Below are 19,115 nucleotides of genomic sequence, written 5' to 3'. Positions count from 1 at the left end.
AACGGAGCGGCTATCCGCTCAGGCTGCAATGGCCTGGTTCGGAGCCTGCTGCCCTGTATAAGGCGAGCACAGAGAATCTCCGTCCGCGCCCCGGCTTGAAAACACGCTTTAGAGAATCCATCTAAGTTGAAAAAGACATCCATAACCCGGTGCAGCTCCAGTGAGGAGCAGCGTCGGGTTATTTTTCAGGTTGTCGATAACCCGCATTGTTTGTTGGCAATTGCTGTGATAGGATGGGGACGAACAACCTGTGGAAGGGAAGTAGGTACAGTGGACAAGAAACCTTATCATGTCGTCATTGTCGGCTACGGAGGCATGGGTAGCTATCATCCGCAGCTCATCGCTCCGGTCGAATCGCTTCGTGTAACCGGTGTTTTCGATGTTATTCCTTATCGGATGGAGCTGGCAGAGTCGGCCGGCCTCAAGCCCTATGAAAGCCTCGATGCCGTTCTGACGGATTCGGAAGTGGACGTGGTGCTGATTGCGACCCCGAACGATGTACACAAGGACATTGCCATTCAAGCGTTGAAAGCGGGCAAGCATGTCATTTGCGAAAAGCCCGTTACGATAACCAGTGCAGACCTGCTCGATATCGTTGAGGTTGCCAAAGCCGAAGACCGCATCTTCACCGTGCATCAGAACCGCCGTTGGGATGAAGACTTCCGCATCGTGAAGCATCTGATCGAGACCAAGCAAGCGGGCGAGGTCTTCCATGTCGAGTCCCGCGTCCAAGGCGCAAACGGCATTCCCGGCGACTGGCGCCAGCTTAAGGCTTACGGCGGCGGAATGCTGCTGGATTGGGGCGTGCACCTGCTCGACCAATTGCTTCTGCTGACGGACAGCAAGATCGACAGCGTCACGGCGGAGCTCAGCACCATCCTCGGCACGGAGGTGGATGACGGCTTTACTACGCATATCCGCTTCTATGACGAGCTGACGGCCGTTGTCGAGGTGGGGACAACCAACTATGTGACCCTTCCTCGCTGGTATGTAAAAGGAAACGAGGGAACCGCCGTCATCCGCGACTGGGACCTGAATGGAGAACTGGTACGCAGCAACCCGGACGTCGCTCGTGTGGAACCGAAGCCGATTCAGGCCGGCCAAGGGCTGACGAAGACGATGGCACCTCCTTCGGAGGAATCGACGCTGCGCCTGCCGATTGAGAAGGCTCCGGCTGCCGCCCAAACGTTCTATGAGAACTTTGCGGCAGCGCTTGAAGGGAAGTCGACACTGATCGTCAAGAACGAAGAGGTGTATCGCGTGCTCCGGCTGATCGAGACCATCTTCGAGGCAGCCGAAAAGCGTGAGGTTCTGAAGGACCTCAATCTGTAAGGCAACGAGACTAGATCGCTGCATAACAAATCGATATCTGCCCTCACAGCCCTTCTCCTCGTGGAACGGGCTGTGTTTTTGATTGTCTTCGTCTGTACATGCACAACCAAACGCTGTGACCTCCTAAAACCTTCCTATCCTCGATCTCGTCTACTTGTCAACGAGGATATCGGGGGCTGAGGAGATGGATAAACAGAGTTCGATCAAACGAGCTGCAAGAGGGGGCTTGATGCTGCTTCTCATTGCCGCTTTGGGACTTCTGGATGGCTTTGCTTCCGAGGTTTCCCTGACTTCGGGGGGTCCCCAGAGTGAGGCCCACGTTCTTCTTATGCCAAGAGGAGGGGACTGGACACCTGTTCAAGGAGATGCGCAAGAGGAGCTGCTCCATCTGATCGAAGACAGCACTCAGCAGGATTTTAACGACGCCTTGGAATGCAATCCAAACTATACCCGTATGGACGGGTATGATTATCTCCTGCGGTTGCCCGGTCGTTCACGTGATATCCTCTACACGATGAAATGCGGGATTTACCATGAAGAAGGGGATAATCGGCTATTTCTCTCGAACAATTCCGGACATGCGGAAGCTGTCTTTTCCCAATTGAAAACGGTTACTCATTTTTCCGAGAGCTTCTATCTTCTGGAGGAGACTCTTCTAGTATCTCGTGAACAGGACTTGAATGGAGACGGACGATTGGAAACCATCCGGCTTATAGACAACGGAAATTTGGTTCTTGAAGCGAACGGACTACGAGTAGTCATACAGCGGAACGACACGAGCGCTCCCGTCAGCTTATCGGGAGGGGATAAGAGGATCCTTCCCGATATCAAGATCATGAAGGATGCCGCGGATCCCGTTGACCCGATTCTCGTTATCTCTCCCCATGTGGGAGCGAGAGGGATCTTCTATCATCTTTTTCTCTACCGGCTGGGGGATAGCGGCTGGAAGCTTCTCTGGAATGATAAGGAAGAGGTCGAAGGAAGCCTGCTCTGGCAAAATGGGACGCTTCAGGGAACGCTGTCCTTTCCCACCTTGAGCCTTGAGCAATCGATGACGCTTGACAAAAGGATGGTGGAGGAAGCGCCATTTATGCGGGAAGCCGATGAAAGGGCGGTCCTTATTCCTGCATCCGCCCGTGAACTGGCTGAGGATCCGGGCTTTGTGGCCCAGGATGGCTCGTCCTATTTTGGAATCGAGCGGATCGTTCGTTTGGGAGGGACCATGTGGAGCTTGGACCGATTGGTTACGGACTATGAAATCAAGAATGGACAGGTGATCCCTGTTCACACTTCATGGAATCCACACGAGGAGTTTGAATGAATGTAGGATTGATGGAGTCGGACGATGAAGAGAGAGGCTGTCCCATGATGACCGAACAACTTGACTCGATTTTGAATCATGCCAAACAGGCATTTCAGATGACGCTGACGAATCCGGTTTCGGTACCGGGAGGCTGGCTCAATCAGAAGTGGCGGGTAGATGCAGTACATGGACCTGTTCTGATCAAGCAATTCAGCCAGAAACGGTACTCCGCAAGCAAGCTGGTTGCGCTGGAGCACGCCATGAGACGCAGCGCTGATCTGTCGAGCTGTGGAATCAAAGCGCCCCGTTATCATTCGGCGTCCGGCGATTACCTGCAACGGACCGCGGACGGCAATGTGTATATGGTGATGGATTTCGTTCCCGGGTATTCGGAGCTTCCAGAGACCGTTACAGAGATCCAACTGGAAAGCTTGGGCGAGCAGCTCGGGCTGCTTCATACTCATTGGCGGCAGGAACACCTGCTTCTTCACCTTCCTTTTGAAGTGGAGGGAGGAAGGGAAGAACTAGATCAGAGCTATCCAAATCGGCTCCGGGAAGCCGAGGCCAGTGGAAATGAACGGCTGCTGCATGCTTTGTTGAAGCAGCGGTGTATCCTTGACTCCATGGAAGCCGATCTCTTCCGGTCTGTTCCAACGGGAATTACTCATTGCGACTTCTCTGCCGACAATTTGCTGTTCGATGAAGGGGGACTAACGGCCATCCTGGATTTCGACCGCAACCGCCATACCTGGCAGTGGCAGGATATCGGCAGGGCGATGCTGTCCTTCGCTTACCAGGCCGGGGAGCTGAAGCTGGAGAGGGTCGATGCGTTTCTCGCCGGGTACCGCCGTCATTTGCGGATGACACGCGCCGATATCCGAACTGCGCTTCGGCTTTCGTGGTGCATCGAAGTGAATTGGTGGTTGACGCCCAGGATATTTAGTGAGGAGTCGGATCCAAAGGTAAAGCGCTTCGCAGAAGAACTGCTGTGGGTGACCAATCATTGGGACGAGCTGGACGATCTTATCGGCTAGACATAAAAAAATGACCGACCTTCTTCGTAAGAAGAAGAATCGGCCTTTTTGGGATGGATCAGCGAACACGGGACTTGGACTTGGAGGACACGATGGATTTCACGGCCCCGACGAGGCGGTCCCGGGCTTGTTTGTTGTTCATCAAGTAGGTTACGCCCATTCCGATGGCGGTCATGAGCAGGCTTTTCTTGCGGCTTCGCATGGCGTCTGCCTCCTTCAGCAGGGGAATGTACTCCCTATTACCCTGCCCGAAGGAGCGGGAAACAAGACGCGAGCGGGCAACTGCTTCGCTCAACGGCCTCGCTTGCGGTAATCGGAAGGAGACATGCCGGTCTCCTGGCGGAACACCTTGCTGAAATAACTGATGTTGTCAAAGCCCGTGTCGAGGGCAATGTCGGACAGCTTCCGGTCGCTTTGGCGGATCAGATCGGTCGCTTGGCGAATGCGGTAGGAGTTGATGTATTCGATCGGGGTTCGACCGGTCATCCCCTTGAAGAACCGGCAAAACTGGCCTTCGCTCATCGGCAGCAGGTCGGCGAGCTCCTTGATTCGCAAGGAGCGTTGAAAGTGCTCCTGAATGTACCCGATGACCGTCTTCAGCCGTTCAACCTTCACCTGGTCGAGGCTGGAACTGCTGCCGCTCCGGTCCACCTGAAGATTGGCGGCGGTGAGCTCTGCCAGGGCAAGATAGAGGTAGCCCTTCGCCAGCGCTTCGAAGCCGGAGCGCTCCTCCTGCTGAGCAAGGGCGATGCGGTGGATGCAGTCGAGGATGCGCCGCTCTCCATCGGAATCGGGCCGGATGTGGCGGGGAAAGGTTTTCTTCTTTTCCATGAGGGGAAGGACGAACTGCTCTTGCACGTCATCGAATCCGCCGCTGGCGAGAAAGGCGAGGTCGATCACGAGGGCTTCGAAACGGCAGCCGCGATCCCCGCGAGCGTAGCCGGTATGGATATCTCCGCCGTCCAGATACACCGCTTCCCCGGCTCGAACGGGAAACGTCTCGGTATCCAGCTGGAAGAGCACCTCCCCGTCTACCACGTAGAAGAATTCCGCTTCCGGGTGCCAATGGGTGTCCAGAACGTGACTGCCGGCTGGATAATAAAAGTGATAAACCGCGAGCGGAAAACGATCGTTGCCGTGCGCACGGGTTTCCTTAAGCAGGTGGCGGGCTGTTCCGTCCATACGCGGGTCAGCTCCTCATACAAAATGGTTTGGGTTACATCAAAATCGTGATATAAAATCGCATTAATCTGTTAGTTTAGCGTTTGTTTTATCAGTATAATGCAAGTATACACGTTTGAAAATGCTTACACCACAATTCCTTCAAACGAAAGGCGGTTCGTCATGAAATTCAACAACGGCTATTGGATGCTTCGGGACGGCGTTGATCTGCAAGGCGCAGTTCATGCAGTGGACTTCACCGAACAAAACGGAGTTTTGACGGCTTACGTCGCTCCGAAGGCGGTAGCTCATCGCGGAGATACCCTCAACTCGCTTTTGCTTACCGTGGAATTCCGTTCTCCGGCTCCCGGCGTGATCGGGGTCAAGATTATTCATAACCTGGGCGTGCGTGAACGCGGACCGGTCTTCCAACTGACCGAGCAAGGCAAGAGCCATGCGGTCATTACGGAAACCGAGACCGAAAAGATCTTCACCACCGGCTCCCTCAGCGCTCATATTGCGAAAGGCGTTCCGTGGTCGCTTTCCTTCTACCGCGACGGCGAGCGCATTACCGGCAGCACGACCAAGTCGATGGGCTACCTCACCGAAGGCGACAAAACTTATGTCCGCGAAGAGCTGGATCTGGGCGTAGGCGAGTATGTATACGGCCTTGGCGAGCGCTTCACCGCATTCGTGAAGAACGGCCAAACCGTCGACATCTGGAACGAAGACGGCGGCACGAGCTCGGAGCAAGCATATAAGAACATCCCGTTCTACGTGACCAACAAGGGCTACGGCGTGTTCATCAACCAACCGGAGAAGGTTTCCTTGGAGATCGCCTCTGAGAAGGTGAAGAAGGTTCAATTCAGCGTGGAAGGCGAATCGCTGGAATACTTCCTCATCGACGGCCCGCAAGTAAAGGATGTTCTCGTCAAGTACACCGACCTGACCGGCAAGCCGGCGCTTCCGCCCGCTTGGACCTTCGGGCTTTGGCTCACCACCTCCTTTACGACTAACTATGATGAAGCAACGGTTATGTCCTTTATTGATGGAATGGCAGAGCGCGATCTTCCGCTGCATGTCTTCCACTTCGACTGCTTCTGGATGAAGGGCTACCATTGGACCGACTTCGAATGGGACAAGGACGTATTCCCGGACCCGGTAGGCATGCTTGCCCGCATCCATGAGAAGGGCCTTAAGGTCTGCGTCTGGATCAACCCTTACATCGCCCAACGTTCCCGCCTCTTCAAGGAAGGCATGGACCTGGGTTACCTGGTGAAAAAGGCAAACGGCGACGTTTGGCAGTGGGATATGTGGCAATCGGGCATGGCGCTCGTGGACTTCACGAACCCGGATGCCTGCGAATGGTATGCTTCTTACCTGCGCGGCCTGGTCGACATGGGCGTCGACTCCTTCAAGACGGACTTCGGCGAGCGGATCCCGACGGATGTGGTCTACTTCGACGGCTCCGATCCCAACAAGATGCACAACTACTACACCCAACTGTACAACAAGGTGGTCTTCGAGGTTCTGGAGGAAAAGCTCGGCAAGAACGAAGCCGCTCTGTTCGCCCGTTCCGCAACGGCCGGCGGCCAGCAATTCCCGATCCACTGGGGCGGCGACTGCTACGCCAACTATGAATCGATGGCCGAAAGCCTTCGCGGCGGTCTCTCGCTCGGCCTGTCCGGCTTCGGCTTCTGGAGCCATGACATCGGCGGCTTCGAGAACAAGGCACCGGCTCACGTCTTCAAGCGGTGGCTCGCCTTCGGTCTCCTGTCCAGCCACAGCCGTCTGCACGGCAGCGAATCGTACCGGGTACCGTGGACGTACGATCAGGAAGCGGTCGATGTCACGCGCTTCTTCACCAAGCTGAAATGCAGCCTCATGCCGTACCTGTTTGATACGGCAGCGGTCGCTCACGAGCAAGGCTTGCCTTCCATGCGCGCCATGCTGCTCGAATTCCCGGAAGACCCGACGACCGATCAACTCGACCGTCAATACATGCTCGGCTCGAATGTTCTCGTTGCTCCGATCTTTGACGAGAATGGTCGCGTAACCTATTACCTGCCGGAAGGCACCTGGACGCATCTCCTGACAGGAGAGACCGTTCAAGGCGGCAAATGGTTCAAGGAGCAGTACGACTTCTTCAGCCTTCCGCTCTTCGTTCGCTCGAACTCGATTCTGGCGACGGGCGCAACGGATAGCCGTCCGGACTATGACTTTGCGGACGGCGTGAACCTTGGCATCTATGCCCTGGAAGACGGCCGCACAGCGGAAGCTTCGGTTCGCGATCTGTCCGGCCGGGTCGAGCTTACGGCTCGCGCAGAGCGCAGCGGCAAGACGATCACCCTGTCCGTCAGCGGCAAAGGCAAAGCCTTCACCGTCTCCGTCAAGGGAACCGGCGCGATTGCCTCCGTCAAGGGCGGCGAGCTGGCAGGCGACGCCATCCGCGTAGCCGCAGGCGCCGAACAAACGACGCTCGTCATCGAGCTGGCGTAAGCAGCTATTTCTTCACATGCATAGGACCCCTGCCGGTTCACCTTACGGTGATTTGGCAGGGGTTTTCTTTTGAAGGAGATCGGCTATTGGAATGGATAGCGGCTCCGAAGGCGGACGGGGCAGTTCCTCAAGCAAATGGCGGATTTTTCTCACAATTCTTCAATTCCAGATACCCCCATAATCTTGAGAAATCTGTAAACATTGCGGTCCTATTCACAATATGTTTTTATTTTAGACAAATAATTGTTCTAATTTGCACAACTGGCCTTCAGGCGTATGTGATATAAATCATATATATGACTTTTCCCATGGGATACAGTAAGCCTGCATGGGGATAACTCTAGGAAAGAAGGGGCAAAGGATGGACGTTGTTTTCCTGTCGCGGTTACAATTTGCGACAACTACGATTTTCCACTTTCTGTTCGTACCGCTCTCCATCAGCATGGCGCTATTCGTCGCCATCTTGGAAACGATGTATGTTCGGACAGGAAAGGAAGAGTACAAAAGCCTCGCCAAATTTTGGGGCAAGCTGTTCCTCATCAACTTTGCCGTCGGCATCGTAACCGGGATTCTTCAAGAATTCCAATTCGGGATGAACTGGTCAGCCTATTCCCGATTCGTCGGAGACGTCTTTGGAGCTCCGCTGGCCATTGAAGCGCTGCTCGCGTTTTTCCTTGAATCGACGTTCCTCGGGATCTGGATTTTCGGTTGGGATCGCTTGAGCAAGAAGGTCCATCTGCTGTGCATTTGGCTCGTTTTCATCGGGACGGCTATCTCCGCCTTCTGGATTCTGATCGCGAACTCCTTCATGCAGCACCCGGTCGGCTTTGAAGTCAACAACGGGCGCGCGGAGATGAACGATTTTCTCGCCCTCATTACGAACGGGCAGTTGTGGGTGGAATTCCCCCATACGATCTTCGGGGCTCTGATGACCGGTGCGGCATTTGTCTTCGGCGTCAGCGCTTGGAAAATATTCCGCAAGCAAAATGCGGATCTGTTCAAATCGACTTTTCTTATCGCAACCATCATCGGGTTAATCGGGTTCTTCGGCGTGGCGCTATCGGGTCACTCCCAAGCTCAATATCTGGTGAAGACGCAGCCTATGAAGATGGCTGCTTCCGAAGCGCTCTGGGGGAAGAGCGGCGATCCTGCGGGCTGGAACCTCATTGCGTTCATTGACCCGGATAAGCAGGAAAACAGCTTTGAACTCAACATACCTGGACTGCTCAGCTTCCTCTCCTACAGCAAGTTTTCGGGGGAAATTAAGGGCATTCAGGAATTGCAAGCCGAATATACGCAAACCTATGGAGAAGGCAATTACATTCCCCCGGTTCGCACGACCTTCTGGAGCTTCCGGATCATGATCGCAGCGGGAATGCTGAGCTTCCTTCTCTTCGCTTACGGGCTCTACCTGCACCGCAAGAAGAAGCTCGACAAGCTGGGCAAGTTCTTTACGAGATCCGCGCTCTTCGGAATTTCGCTTCCGTTTATCGCAAACACATCCGGCTGGATTATGACGGAGATCGGGCGTCAGCCATGGACCGTCTTCGGCCTGATGCGGACGGAGGACAGCGTTTCGCCTAGCGTCAGCGCGGGTCAGGTTCTGTTCTCAGTTATCACGTTTACCGGCATCTATGCCATTCTTGGCTGCGTTATGGCTTATCTGTTCGTGAAGGTCATCAAGAAAGGACCTTACGGTGAAAAGCCGGAGGCTGCAATCGCCAAGGATCCGTTCAGCGATTCCTTTAAGAAAGGGGGCAAGCGCCGTGACTCTTAATGAGCTCTGGTTCATCCTTGTCGCCGTGCTGTTCGCCGGCTTCTTCTTCCTGGAGGGCTTTGATTTTGGCGTTGGGATGTCGACGCAGTTCATCGCGAAGAACGACAAAGAGCGCCGTGTCCTGATCAACTCGATCGGGCCGTTCTGGGATGCCAATGAAGTATGGCTGATCACCGCCGGCGGTGCCATGTTCGCGGCTTTCCCGCACTGGTATGCCACGATGTTCAGCGGCTTCTATACCGCGCTGGTGTTTGTCCTGCTTGCCCTCATTGTCCGCGCTGTGGGCTTTGAATTCCGCGGGAAGCTGGACAGTAACAAGTGGCGCAAAGCTTGGGACGTCTGCATCTTCCTCGGCAGCCTGCTGCCGCCGCTCCTTCTCGGTGTTGCCTTTTCCGGGATCATGAAGGGACTTCCCATCGGGCAGGACATGGAGATGCGCGCCAGCCTGTTCGGAGATATCGTCAACGGCTATACGCTTCTCGGAGGCGTAACGCTGACGGTGCTGTGCCTTGTGCATGGCCTGCTGTTCACTACGCTTCGCACGCTGGGGCCGCTGCAAGAGCGTGCTCGCAACCTCGCCAAGAAGCTGTACGTTCCCCTCGCGGTGCTGTTGGTGGCGTTCGGGGCTTGGACGTACTTTGAGACCGGTCTGTTTGAAGCACGTCCCTGGGCTGTCGGGGCTGTGGCCGTCATCGCGGCCGCCGCATATCTGCTTGCCGGCCACTTCCTCTGGAGGAAGCGGGACGGCTGGGCCTTCGGCATGACCGGCACGGTCATCCTGCTGTCGGTCGGGGCGATGTTCCTCGGGCTGTTCCCGAGCGTCATGGTCAGCTCGATCGACACCGCCTTCAACCTGACGATTCACAATGCCGCTTCGAACCCGTATTCGCTCAAGGTCATGAGCATCGTCGCCCTTACGCTGCTGCCGTTCGTATTGGGCTACCAAATCTGGAGCTACTTTGTTTTTCATAAGCGGGTTCATGAAAAACATCAACTGGAGTACTAAGCCTCCATGGGCAAAGACTTAATGAAATTCAAAGGCATTCGACCGGTCATGGCTTTGCTCGCCCTGCTCACGCTGGGGCAGGCGATCGCCATCATCCTCCAGGCCAAGTGGCTGGCGGAGGGGATCTCCGGGTTGTTTGCCGGCGAATCGGTGCAGGAACAGTATGGCGTGAGCCTGCTGTTCCTGCTCGCGTTCGGGGGACGGCATGTCCTCGGCGTCCTTCAACAAAAGGTCGCTTATCGCTATGCGGAGACCACGGCAGCGGGACTTCGCCGAGAGCTGATGGACAAGCTGTTTCGCCTAGGCCCTCGCTTTACGTCCAAGCGGGGAAGCGGCGGACTTGTGACGCTGGTGCTGGAAGGTATCACCCAGTTCCGGACCTACCTGGAGCTGTTCCTGCCGCGGATGCTGCAGATGGGGATTACCCCTTGGCTCATCCTTGCCTACGTGTACTATCGGGATGCCCGCTCCGGTGTCATTCTGACGCTGACGATGCCGATTCTGATTATTTTCTTGATCTTGGTCGGGCTCGCTGCGAAGAAGCAGACGGAGGGACAGATCGCTTCCTATCGCCTGCTCTCCAATCACTTCGTGGATTCCCTTCGCGGATTGGAGACGCTCAAGGTGCTTGGAAGAAGTAAGGGGCATGCGGATAGCATTGAGCGCGTCAGCGACGAATATCGCAAAGCGACGATGAAGACGCTGCGCGTGGCTTTCCTGTCGTCGTTCTCCCTCGATTTCTTCACGATGCTGTCCGTCGCCATCGTGGCGGTGAATCTCGGCTTGCGGCTGATCAACGTCGAGATGACGCTGGTGACCGCTCTGACGGTTCTCATCCTGGCGCCGGAGTATTTCCTGCCGGTGCGGATGGTCGGTGCGGATTTCCACGCTACCCAGAACGGGAAGCAGGCGGCTGAAACCATTCAAGGGATTCTGGCAGAGCCGCTGCCGGAAGAGGAGATGAACACCCCTGGCGAGTTGGAGCGAGCTGTGGTGTTGAACGTCTCTGATACCTTGACGGCTGAGGATTTGTCCGTGAAGCATGAAACAGAGGGAGACGCCTCTCTCCACGAGGTGAGCTTCTCTGTGAAAGGAACGCTCAAGGTGGGGATCGTCGGCGAGAGCGGGGCGGGCAAGACGACGCTGATCGACGCGCTCGGCGGCTTCCTGCCGGTGTCGGCGGGTCGCTTCCTGTTGAACGAGGAGCCGATCCGGCTCTCGTCACCCGGCTGGAAGTCCGCGACGACGTACCTTCCGCAACAGCCGTACTTGTTCCAGGGAAGCCTGGCGGACAACATCCGCTTCTACGTGCCGGAGGCGAGCGACGAGGAAGTTGCGGCTGCCGTATCGGCTGCCGGGCTTGACGAGCTTGTCGCCGATCTGCCGAACGGGCTGGCGGAGCTCGTCGGCAGCGGCGGGCGCGCGCTCAGCGGAGGTCAGGAGCAGCGGGTCGCACTCGCTCGAGCCTTCCTGAGCAAGCGGCCGGTTCTGCTGCTCGACGAGCCTACGGCGCACCTCGACATCGAGACCGAGCACGAGATCAAACAGACGATGCTGGAGCTCTTTGAAGGCAAGCGTGTCTTCCTCGCGACCCATCGCCTGCACTGGATGGCGGACATGGACCTCATCCTTGTGGTGGATCAAGGGCGTGTTGTGGAAGTAGGAACACACGAAGAGTTGCTCTCGGCTAAGGGCTGCTATTCCCGACTCATTCAGGCACAGGAGGTGAGCATTCCATGAATCGCAACGTTGCCGAACAACCGGTCTCCGTCCCGCAACGGACGGGCTGGATTCGCCTCTACCTGAAGCGGAATGCGGGCAGCTTTTCGCTCGTGATTCTGCTCGCTCTGCTCACCGTGCTGTCCGCCTCGATGCTCATGTTCACCTCCGGCTTTCTGATCTCGAAGTCGTCGATTCCCCCGGAAAACATTTTGCTTGTGTATGTGCCGATCGTCGGGGTTCGCGCCTTCAGCATTGCCCGGGCCGTCCTTCATTACGTGGAGCGGCTGGTCGGGCACAACGCGGTGTTGAAGGTGCTGGCTCGCATGCGGGTACGCCTGTACCGTGTGTTGGAGCCGCAGGCCTTGTTCATCCGCTCCCGGTTTGGAACCGGTGATCTGCTTGGTGTGTTGGCCGACGACATCGAGCAACTGCAAAACGTCTACCTTCGCACCATATTCCCCGGCGTCGTAGCGCTCGTCATGTACGCGCTGGCCATCGTGGCGCTCGGGCTGTTCGATATCAAGTTCGCGCTCTTGATGGCGCTGTACCTGCTCGTGCTCGTCGTGCTGCTTCCGTTGGTTTCCCTGCGCACGACGAAGACCGCCCAGCTGAAGCTGAGAATGGCGCGCGGCGGCTTGTACCGCAAGCTCACCGATGCCGTGCTCGGGATCGGCGATTATGTCATCAGCGGTCGGGCTTCCGGCTTCGTCGACGCTTATGAAGGAGACGAGGAGGTCGCTGCTTCCATCGATCGGTCGTTGCGAGGCTTCGTCCGCCTGCGAACGCTCCTGGCCAACGCCGTTGTCGGTTTGAGCGCGGTCGTCATGATGCTGTGGGCGGGCGGACAAGCGGGGGACGGGTTCATGCCCGCCACCCTGATCGCCGCCTTCACCCTGATCGTCTTCCCACTCATGGATGCTTTCCTTCCGGTATCGGAAGCGATCGAGAAGCTCCCGCAATACCAGCAGTCGGAAGAGCGGATCATGGCCATTGAAGGGCCGCATAATGGGGAAGGCGACAATCGTTCCACATCCCTGGCTGAACCCGATCCTGCCTCGATGGCCTCTGCGCCGATAAGTGAGGACGGGCAAGCCATCCCCGAACCGTCGCCTATAGATGCAGAAGATCGCAAGCGGATCAGGAAGGTTTATGGACTCGGGCCAGCGATTCACCTCGATCAAGTCTCCTTCCACTATGGTCAGGATGGGGGCTCCGCCTCTGACACCAGCCTGCTGCCGAACTCGGAAGCTGCTTTAACCGATGTCAGCCTGACGCTTCCGCCCGGTAAGCGAATCGCCCTCATCGGCCGCAGCGGTGCCGGCAAATCGACGCTGCTTAAGCTGATGCAGGGGGCGCTCGTGCCCACGCTCGGCGCGGTTACTGTCGGCAATCGGGATGCGGCTTCGTACGGCGACGAGATCTCGACGATGATCTCGGTGCTGAACCAAAGCCCGCATCTGTTCGATACGACGGTGCGGAACAACCTTCGCCTCGGAAAGGAAGATGCCTCCGAGGAGGAGATCTGGAACGCGGTGAGCCAGGCGCGGCTGGAGCCGCTTATCGCTTCCTTGCCGCAAGGGCTCGACACCCCGATGCGCGAAGCGGGGCAGCGCTTCTCCGGCGGCGAGCGCCAGCGGGTCGCCCTCGCCCGGGTGCTCCTGCAGGATAACCCGGTGGTGATCCTGGACGAGCCGACCGTCGGCCTCGATCCTCGCACGGAGCGTGAGCTGCTCGCGACGATCTTCACGGAGTTGAAGGGCAAGTCGATTATCTGGGTCACGCACCACCTGGTAGGCGTGGAAGGAATGGACGAGATCGTCTTCATGGAACGAGGCCGCGTCGTGATGCGCGGAACGCATAAGGAGCTGCTCTCCCAATCCGAGCGCTACCGCAGCCTGTATCGGCTGGATCGCCCTGTTTCACTCGGGGCGAAGTAGATGTTGGATCACCGCTTGAGCGAGAAGCTCAGGCGGTTTTTTTCTGTTGGAGGGGGAAGGATGCAGGGGCACTTTCGTACCGATAGTTGCCTTCTTTACCGGATTCATTAAAGATTGGTATAATGCGATTAGTAGCTAGATGAGCGCAAATTTAACCCTCAAACTAGAGGGATACTGCTGAAATATATCGAAGTTGGATTTTCGGAGCAGGAGGACCGTACTGGTTAACTGGTGCGAATGCCAAGCTCCCATGAAAACCCCGGCTCCTTCGCACCTCAAACTTTGTCGAAAGCGGAAGAAAAAGCTTTGTTTTCTTATTTGTCAAGTTTATATGTAGTTTGAATTTAGATGGGTTTTACAGAAAAGGACAAGTATCCATGCTTGTGTGGGATGGGTACCCTGTTTTTTCGCAGTCGCACCCCGTATGGGTGCGTGGATTGAAATTATGTCGGCCCGGGACTTACGGAGATATGCGGCGTCGCACCCCGTATGGGTGCGTGGATTGAAATTGTAAAAGAATTTTATGGAAAAAATAATGCTGAAGTCGCACCCCGTATGGGTGCGTGGATTGAAATGTCGGCGATTGCGATGTTACAAATAAGCGAGTCGTCGCACCCCGTATGGGTGCGTGGATTGAAATACGATCTGCAGGACTCTCTTTTGCCAGTAGTTGCGTCGCACCCCGTATGGGTGCGTGGATTGAAATTACAAGAACAAGCGGTGGTTGCGAAAGAGAAAAACCGTCGCACCCCGTATGGGTGCGTGGATTGAAATAAAACTGATTACTCGGGTGAATTTGGTACCCGTAGTCGCACCCCGTATGGGTGCGTGGATTGAAATGGAGCTTACCTCCGCCGTTTTGAAACCCTGTAACGTCGCACCCCGTATGGGTGCGTGGATTGAAATTGTCGCGACGGCTGACGCAGAGAAGGTTGTCGGCGTCGCACCCCGTATGGGTGCGTGGATTGAAATGTCGGCCCGATGCCCACGCGTGACCACACGCCCGGTCGCACCCCGTATGGGTGCGTGGATTGAAATGGACGTACAAGACACGTGAACGAGCGGAAAAAGAGTCGCACCCCGTATGGGTGCGTGGATTGAAATTCCGCCATCTCGTCGCGAAACGGCGGCATCCATGGTCGCACCCCGTATGGGTGCGTGGATTGAAATTTCGACGCTAATGTCGAGTAACCGCTCCCGACATGTCGCACCCCGTATGGGTGCGTGGATTGAAATGAACGCGTCGTCAAGTATGCATTGGCGCAGGACGGTCGCACCCCGTATGGGTGCGTGGATTGAAATGCCACAAATTCGATGGGGCGGAAGATGTCGCCGTGTCGCACCCCGTATGGGGTGCGTGGATTGAAATGAAGGGGCTACCCTTGTTTGTGAGAACTTATAATTCGCACCCTGTATGGGGTGCGTGGATTGAAATTCAGCGTAGAAGGTGGACGACTGCCCTTGTGCCGGTCGCACCCCGAATGGGGTGCGTGGTTTGAAATTTTGGAGCCATGTATGGAGGATACCGACGCGGCGAGTCGTACCCCGTATTTTTCTGCGCTCAAATAAAAAAGTGGCAGCTATGGACAAGAAATCAACGTCCAAGGCTGCCATTTTTCTTACCCTGCACCACTGCATTATCCACGGGAAACCCCTTGATTGGTCAAACGGATCACGCTAAGCACGTCCACACGATGGTTTGTTTGCTCATGGATCAACCATTTTTCTCGCACATGATCGACAAAGAGCACTCCATCCAAATGATCTATTTCATGCTGAATGCAGCGTGCTACATACCCTTCTGCTTGAAGAATAATGGACTCTCCCTGTCGATTCAGAGTGCGAACCGTAACCTGTTGCGCTCGTTTCACGATGCCGTAATGACCTGGATAAGATAAACAAGCTTCCGTTCCGGTTTGTTCCCCTGCCGATTCCAGCAGCTCCGGGTTAATCAACTCGATAAGTCCATCCCCGCAATCCATGACGATCAATCTTCTCAGGTAACCGACTTGAGGAGCGGCCAGGCCTGCACGTCCTTCTTGGGCATACAACGTTTCCGCCATATCATCAAGGATTTTTTGCGTCTTTGCATGGAGATCGGTTACCGGCTTTGCCTTTTTTCGCAAAAGGGGATCTCCAAAAGGCAGAATTTCTTTTACGGTCATGGTTAGGCCCCTTTCTCTTTCTGCGGAGGGGTATAGACCCACAAGTCACTCGGCGTGCACTCCAAAGCGGTACATAACGCATCTAGTGTTTCTGCTTTCACTTGCCGCGGCTGCTGATTCAGAAGAGCGCTAATGGAAGGCGCGGATAGTGGATAATCCGATTTCTCTTGTAAAATCCGTGCTAGTTCGGCCCCGCTCCAGATCCCGCGAGCAGCCATGACTTTCCTTAACATCCATTCCAGCATGTTCTCATCTCTTAGGCACTGACTAATAATATTTGGTGTTACCTAATATTGTATCGGTAATGAACGCGCTTTGCTACCATCTTCGCCGAGGTGGAGCGTCTTGAGAATAGAGTTTATGTTCGGCAATCTGTGCCTTTTCCGTTCTGGCCCAGCCGTTGGGTGCATGGTGTACTTCCCTTGACTTCGTTCCATCGTCGTAATACAATACGTTTACGTAAAAAAGTTATTTTATGAAATTGACGCCCGATCTACATATCCGAAAAGAAGGTGGTCCTTCTGCAATCCCATTCCCCAATTCCCGAACAGCTCGTCGTGGATTTGCCGGAGCAAGCTCTTGCGCTTCTAAACCCGTTTCGGGCCGATCTGCTGGCTCGCCTGGAGAAGCCTTCTTCGGCAACGGAGATCGCGAGAAGCCTCGGGGAATCCCCACAGCGAATCAACTATCACATCAAAGCTTTGGAAAAGGTGGGGCTCGTCCATCGAGCAGGTAGCCGTCAAGTGAAGAATCTGGTGGAGGGCTTATACCAAGCGGCTGCCCGCACGTTCATCATTGCAGATCGGTTAGCCCCCGTCGTCGGTACTCGCCGAAGCTTGCCCGAACAAGGCGCTTTGGCTGCACTCGTGAGAACGGCTGATCGGATTCGCAGCGACGCGCTTGCGCTTCTCGAACAATCGGATGAGGGGACAGAGATCCCGAGTGCAACTCTTACGTCCATGCTGTATCTCCCCGATGAAGCTAAAAGACAGGCGTTCCTCCGCGATTATCAGGAAGCCCTTGAGAAGCTTGCCCGCAAATACGGAGCCCCGGCGGGAAAGAACGGTGGAGAAGTTGATGGACGATATACCTTGTCTGTTGCCGTCTATCCGGAGCGTTTAACGAAGACCACTCAAGAAGGAGAGGGATGATGAGCATGCGTGAACTTTTATTGGAAGAGGGAGCATCGCCTTCCACGGCAGGTGGTTCGGAACCTTCATCCTCCAAGCAAAAAGAGGCTCAAAACGGCGGTCGTCTGGAGGAACGAACATTGGTTCAACTGGAGGACGGGACACCTCTGATCCGGGAAACGACTTTCTTTTCCGAAGAAGGAGAGCCTTTCCTGCGTACGCAGACGATCTCCACCGGCTTCGAGCTCAGGGCCATCCGCACGGTGAACCACAAGAGGGGTCATCAGACGAACCTTTGCCAGGCTGCATAGTCAATCGCTTGATTGGAATCAGACCATTGTCTTCCTATGAAAAGGGGGTAGAACCGCATGACCAGCATCCCGTATGTAATCGAGCAGTCAGGCCGAGGAGAGCGCTCCTACGACATTTACTCGCGACTGCTGAAGGACCGGATCGTTTTTGCGACGGGGGAAGTGACGGATGTGATGGCCGATGCCATCGTGGCGCAGCTGCTTTTTCTGGCGGCGGATGATCCCGAGAAGGACATTCATCTGTATGTCAACTCGCCGGGAGGATCAACAACGGCGGGGCTTGCCATCTATGACACGATGCAGGTAATCAAGCCGGATGTGTCGACCACCTGTGTAGGGTTCGCGGCTTCCATGGGAGCGATCCTCCTGCTCGGAGGGGCGGCGGGCAAACGATATGCCCTCCCGCATTCCGAAATTCTCATCCACCAACCATGGACCGGAGGAATTCGGGGACAAGCGACGGACATTCAGATTCATGCCAACAGCATTTTGCGGACGAGAAGGACCTTGAACGGCCTGATCGCCAAACATTCCGGCCAACCCATCGAGAAGGTAGAGAAGGACACCGACCGCGACTATTTCATGACGCCGGAGCAGGCCAAGGAATACGGCCTCATCGATCGGGTAATAGACCGAGTGTGAGGAAACCGGAAAGCTAAAAGTCAAAATGATGAGCCCACCTTCTGCAAAACGGGAGGAGGGGTTTTCATTTTGATCTGGCTGGGTGGGCTTGACAAAAATGGGGCGTTGGTAAATGCTAGATTGGAAAAGAACGGCTCATTCGTACCCGGATGATGCTGGTGCGAATGCCAAGCTCCCATGAAAACCCCGGTTCCTTCGCACCTCAAACTTTGTCGAAACTGGGAGAAAAAGCTTTGTTTTGCATTTTGTCAAGTTTGCATGTAGTTGGACTATAGATGAGTTTTGCGGAAAAAGGTGGGGATCCATGCTTCTGTGGAATGGTTCTCGTATTTTTCGCAGTCGTACCCCGTATGGGGTACCTGGATTGAAATCTCCGGTCAGCAAAGATCGCAGCCGAACCATGGCGTCGTACCCCGTATGGGGTACCTGGATTGAAATACCCGAACGTAAACAAAAAGAAAATCCCTCGCCTAGTCGTACCCCGTATGGGGTACCTGGATTGAAATGTACTCCGGTGAATAGATGAAGCGGCCATCAGCAGTCGTACCCCGTATGGGGTACCTGGATTGAAATCGGCGTAACGAGATCCCAGCAGACGTCTATCTCCGTCGTACCCCGTATGGGGTACCTGGATTGAAATCAGAATCGGGAGTCCATCTGCCTCTGTGACTCGTGTCGTACCCCGTATGGGGTACCTGGATTGAAATGCAAGCTGCAAAAACTAGCAAAATAAGCCCCTGGGTCGTACCCCGTATGGGGTACCTGGATTGAAATGGTATAAGGACGGGGATGTCGTAACAGTAACGGAGGTCGTACCCCGTATGGGGTACCTGGATTGAAATCATGCGACCGTGTTGAATTGGTTGAGGGGGTCAGCGTCGTACCCCGTATGGGGTACGTGGATTGAAATTCCGCGACAATATGCAAATACGCCTCCCGGTTGGGTCGTACCCCGTATGGGGTACGTGGATTGAAATATCGCCATACCGATAATTGCATCCTCGTATTTGGCGTCGTACCCCGTATGGGGTACGTGGATTGAAATGAATGATTCGTGACTATATCATGCTCCCGCATCTCCGTCGTACCCCGTATG

General features: G+C 55.4%; 15 protein-coding genes and 2 CRISPR repeat arrays (1 of these 17 only partly in view). Of the genes, 11 read left to right on the top strand and 4 right to left on the bottom strand.

Translation table 11 applies throughout. The features are described from left to right. Positions 1-270: 270 nt before the first annotated feature. The 3 genes from AAFN83_RS16610 (at position 271) to AAFN83_RS16600 (ending at position 3,669) form a co-directional block, all read left to right on the top strand. On the top strand, positions 271-1,332 hold the full coding sequence (locus AAFN83_RS16610) for a Gfo/Idh/MocA family protein (protein WP_347771345.1): 1,062 nt from the start codon (positions 271-273) through the stop codon (positions 1,330-1,332). A 184-nt stretch (positions 1,333-1,516) separates the two neighbouring features. Further along, positions 1,517-2,653, top strand: coding sequence for a hypothetical protein (locus tag AAFN83_RS16605; RefSeq protein ID WP_347771343.1), 1,137 nt, complete (start codon positions 1,517-1,519; stop codon positions 2,651-2,653). Further along, entirely contained in the window at positions 2,650-3,669 is a 1,020-nt protein-coding gene (locus AAFN83_RS16600; RefSeq protein WP_347771341.1) for a phosphotransferase enzyme family protein, read from the top strand. Before AAFN83_RS16605 ends, AAFN83_RS16600 begins: the two co-directional genes overlap by 4 nt. 58 nt (positions 3,670-3,727) lie before the next feature. Here the strand turns inward: AAFN83_RS16600 and AAFN83_RS16595 are convergent, their stop codons facing one another. Then, entirely contained in the window at positions 3,728-3,871 is a 144-nt protein-coding gene (locus AAFN83_RS16595) for a hypothetical protein (RefSeq protein WP_347771339.1), read from the bottom strand. Positions 3,872-3,960: 89 nt separating this feature from the next. Beyond that, positions 3,961-4,851: a helix-turn-helix domain-containing protein gene (locus tag AAFN83_RS16590; RefSeq protein ID WP_347771337.1), complete on the bottom strand. Its 891-nt coding sequence runs from the start codon at positions 4,849-4,851 to the stop codon at positions 3,961-3,963. Positions 4,852-5,013: 162 nt separating this feature from the next. On the opposite strand from AAFN83_RS16590, the gene yicI reads away from it, so the two are divergent. The 5 genes from yicI (at position 5,014) to AAFN83_RS16565 (ending at position 13,771) form a co-directional block, all read left to right on the top strand. Continuing rightward, positions 5,014-7,329 carry an alpha-xylosidase gene (gene yicI / locus AAFN83_RS16585; protein WP_347771335.1) on the top strand — a complete coding sequence of 772 codons (2,316 nt, stop codon included), beginning with the start codon at positions 5,014-5,016 and terminating at the stop codon, positions 7,327-7,329. 361 nt (positions 7,330-7,690) lie between these two features. After that, positions 7,691-9,106, top strand: coding sequence for a cytochrome ubiquinol oxidase subunit I (locus AAFN83_RS16580; protein WP_347771333.1), 1,416 nt, complete (start codon positions 7,691-7,693; stop codon positions 9,104-9,106). Beyond that, on the top strand, positions 9,096-10,112 hold the full coding sequence (gene cydB, locus AAFN83_RS16575; RefSeq protein ID WP_347771331.1) for a cytochrome d ubiquinol oxidase subunit II: 1,017 nt from the start codon (positions 9,096-9,098) through the stop codon (positions 10,110-10,112). The genes AAFN83_RS16580 and cydB overlap by 11 nt, the downstream gene beginning before the upstream one ends. Positions 10,113-10,118: 6 nt before the next feature. Beyond that, complete coding sequence (cydD, locus tag AAFN83_RS16570; protein WP_347771329.1) at positions 10,119-11,852, top strand: thiol reductant ABC exporter subunit CydD; 1,734 nt, start codon at positions 10,119-10,121, stop codon at positions 11,850-11,852. Continuing rightward, a complete protein-coding gene (locus AAFN83_RS16565; protein WP_347771327.1) occupies positions 11,849-13,771 on the top strand; it encodes an amino acid ABC transporter ATP-binding/permease protein in 1,923 nt (640 codons plus the stop codon). Before cydD ends, AAFN83_RS16565 begins: the two co-directional genes overlap by 4 nt. 412 nt (positions 13,772-14,183) lie before the next feature. Continuing rightward, positions 14,184-15,073: direct repeats of the CRISPR family, unit length 32 nt; unit sequence GTCGCACCCCGTATGGGTGCGTGGATTGAAAT. 335 nt (positions 15,074-15,408) lie between these two features. Here AAFN83_RS16565 and def read toward each other — a convergent pair. Both def and AAFN83_RS16555 read right to left on the bottom strand, forming a co-directional pair. After that, entirely contained in the window at positions 15,409-15,936 is a 528-nt protein-coding gene (gene def, locus AAFN83_RS16560) for a peptide deformylase (RefSeq protein ID WP_347771326.1), read from the bottom strand. A 2-nt stretch (positions 15,937-15,938) separates the two neighbouring features. Beyond that, on the bottom strand, positions 15,939-16,181 hold the full coding sequence (locus tag AAFN83_RS16555; protein WP_347771324.1) for a helix-turn-helix domain-containing protein: 243 nt from the start codon (positions 16,179-16,181) through the stop codon (positions 15,939-15,941). A 267-nt stretch (positions 16,182-16,448) separates the two neighbouring features. On the opposite strand from AAFN83_RS16555, the gene AAFN83_RS16550 reads away from it, so the two are divergent. From AAFN83_RS16550 to clpP, 3 genes are read left to right on the top strand one after another with little or no spacing between them, the layout of a single operon-like run. Further along, a complete protein-coding gene (locus tag AAFN83_RS16550) occupies positions 16,449-17,087 on the top strand; it encodes an ArsR/SmtB family transcription factor (protein WP_347771322.1) in 639 nt (212 codons plus the stop codon). Beyond that, positions 17,087-17,377: a hypothetical protein gene (locus AAFN83_RS16545; protein WP_347771321.1), complete on the top strand. Its 291-nt coding sequence runs from the start codon at positions 17,087-17,089 to the stop codon at positions 17,375-17,377. Before AAFN83_RS16550 ends, AAFN83_RS16545 begins: the two co-directional genes overlap by 1 nt. A gap of 57 nt (positions 17,378-17,434) precedes the next feature. After that, on the top strand, positions 17,435-18,019 hold the full coding sequence (gene clpP / locus AAFN83_RS16540) for an ATP-dependent Clp endopeptidase proteolytic subunit ClpP (protein WP_347771319.1): 585 nt from the start codon (positions 17,435-17,437) through the stop codon (positions 18,017-18,019). 338 nt (positions 18,020-18,357) lie between these two features. Further along, positions 18,358-19,115: a CRISPR direct-repeat array (repeat unit 33 nt; unit sequence GTCGTACCCCGTATGGGGTACCTGGATTGAAAT); it runs 221 nt beyond the window's last position.

It is taken from the genome of Gorillibacterium sp. CAU 1737 (genome assembly GCF_039888655.1).
GTDB lineage: Bacteria > Bacillota > Bacilli > Paenibacillales > NBRC-103111 > Gorillibacterium.
This window is presented reverse-complemented; position numbering and strand designations above follow the sequence as displayed.

Bases quoted from the DNA above. Each gene is read 5' to 3' on its own strand.
- AAFN83_RS16605 (WP_347771343.1), top strand. From the start codon at position 1,517: ATGGATAAACAGAGTTCGATCAAACGAGCTGCAAGAGGGGGCTTGATG.
- AAFN83_RS16600 (WP_347771341.1), top strand. From the start codon at position 2,650: ATGAATGTAGGATTGATGGAGTCGGACGATGAAGAGAGAGGCTGTCCC.
- AAFN83_RS16595 (WP_347771339.1), bottom strand. From the start codon at position 3,871: ATGCGAAGCCGCAAGAAAAGCCTGCTCATGACCGCCATCGGAATGGGC.
- AAFN83_RS16590 (WP_347771337.1), bottom strand. From the start codon at position 4,851: ATGGACGGAACAGCCCGCCACCTGCTTAAGGAAACCCGTGCGCACGGC.
- yicI (WP_347771335.1), top strand. From the start codon at position 5,014: ATGAAATTCAACAACGGCTATTGGATGCTTCGGGACGGCGTTGATCTG.
- AAFN83_RS16580 (WP_347771333.1), top strand. From the start codon at position 7,691: ATGGACGTTGTTTTCCTGTCGCGGTTACAATTTGCGACAACTACGATT.
- cydD (WP_347771329.1), top strand. From the start codon at position 10,119: ATGGGCAAAGACTTAATGAAATTCAAAGGCATTCGACCGGTCATGGCT.
- AAFN83_RS16565 (WP_347771327.1), top strand. From the start codon at position 11,849: ATGAATCGCAACGTTGCCGAACAACCGGTCTCCGTCCCGCAACGGACG.
- def (WP_347771326.1), bottom strand. From the start codon at position 15,936: ATGACCGTAAAAGAAATTCTGCCTTTTGGAGATCCCCTTTTGCGAAAA.
- AAFN83_RS16555 (WP_347771324.1), bottom strand. From the start codon at position 16,181: ATGCTGGAATGGATGTTAAGGAAAGTCATGGCTGCTCGCGGGATCTGG.
- AAFN83_RS16545 (WP_347771321.1), top strand. From the start codon at position 17,087: ATGAGCATGCGTGAACTTTTATTGGAAGAGGGAGCATCGCCTTCCACG.
- clpP (WP_347771319.1), top strand. From the start codon at position 17,435: ATGACCAGCATCCCGTATGTAATCGAGCAGTCAGGCCGAGGAGAGCGC.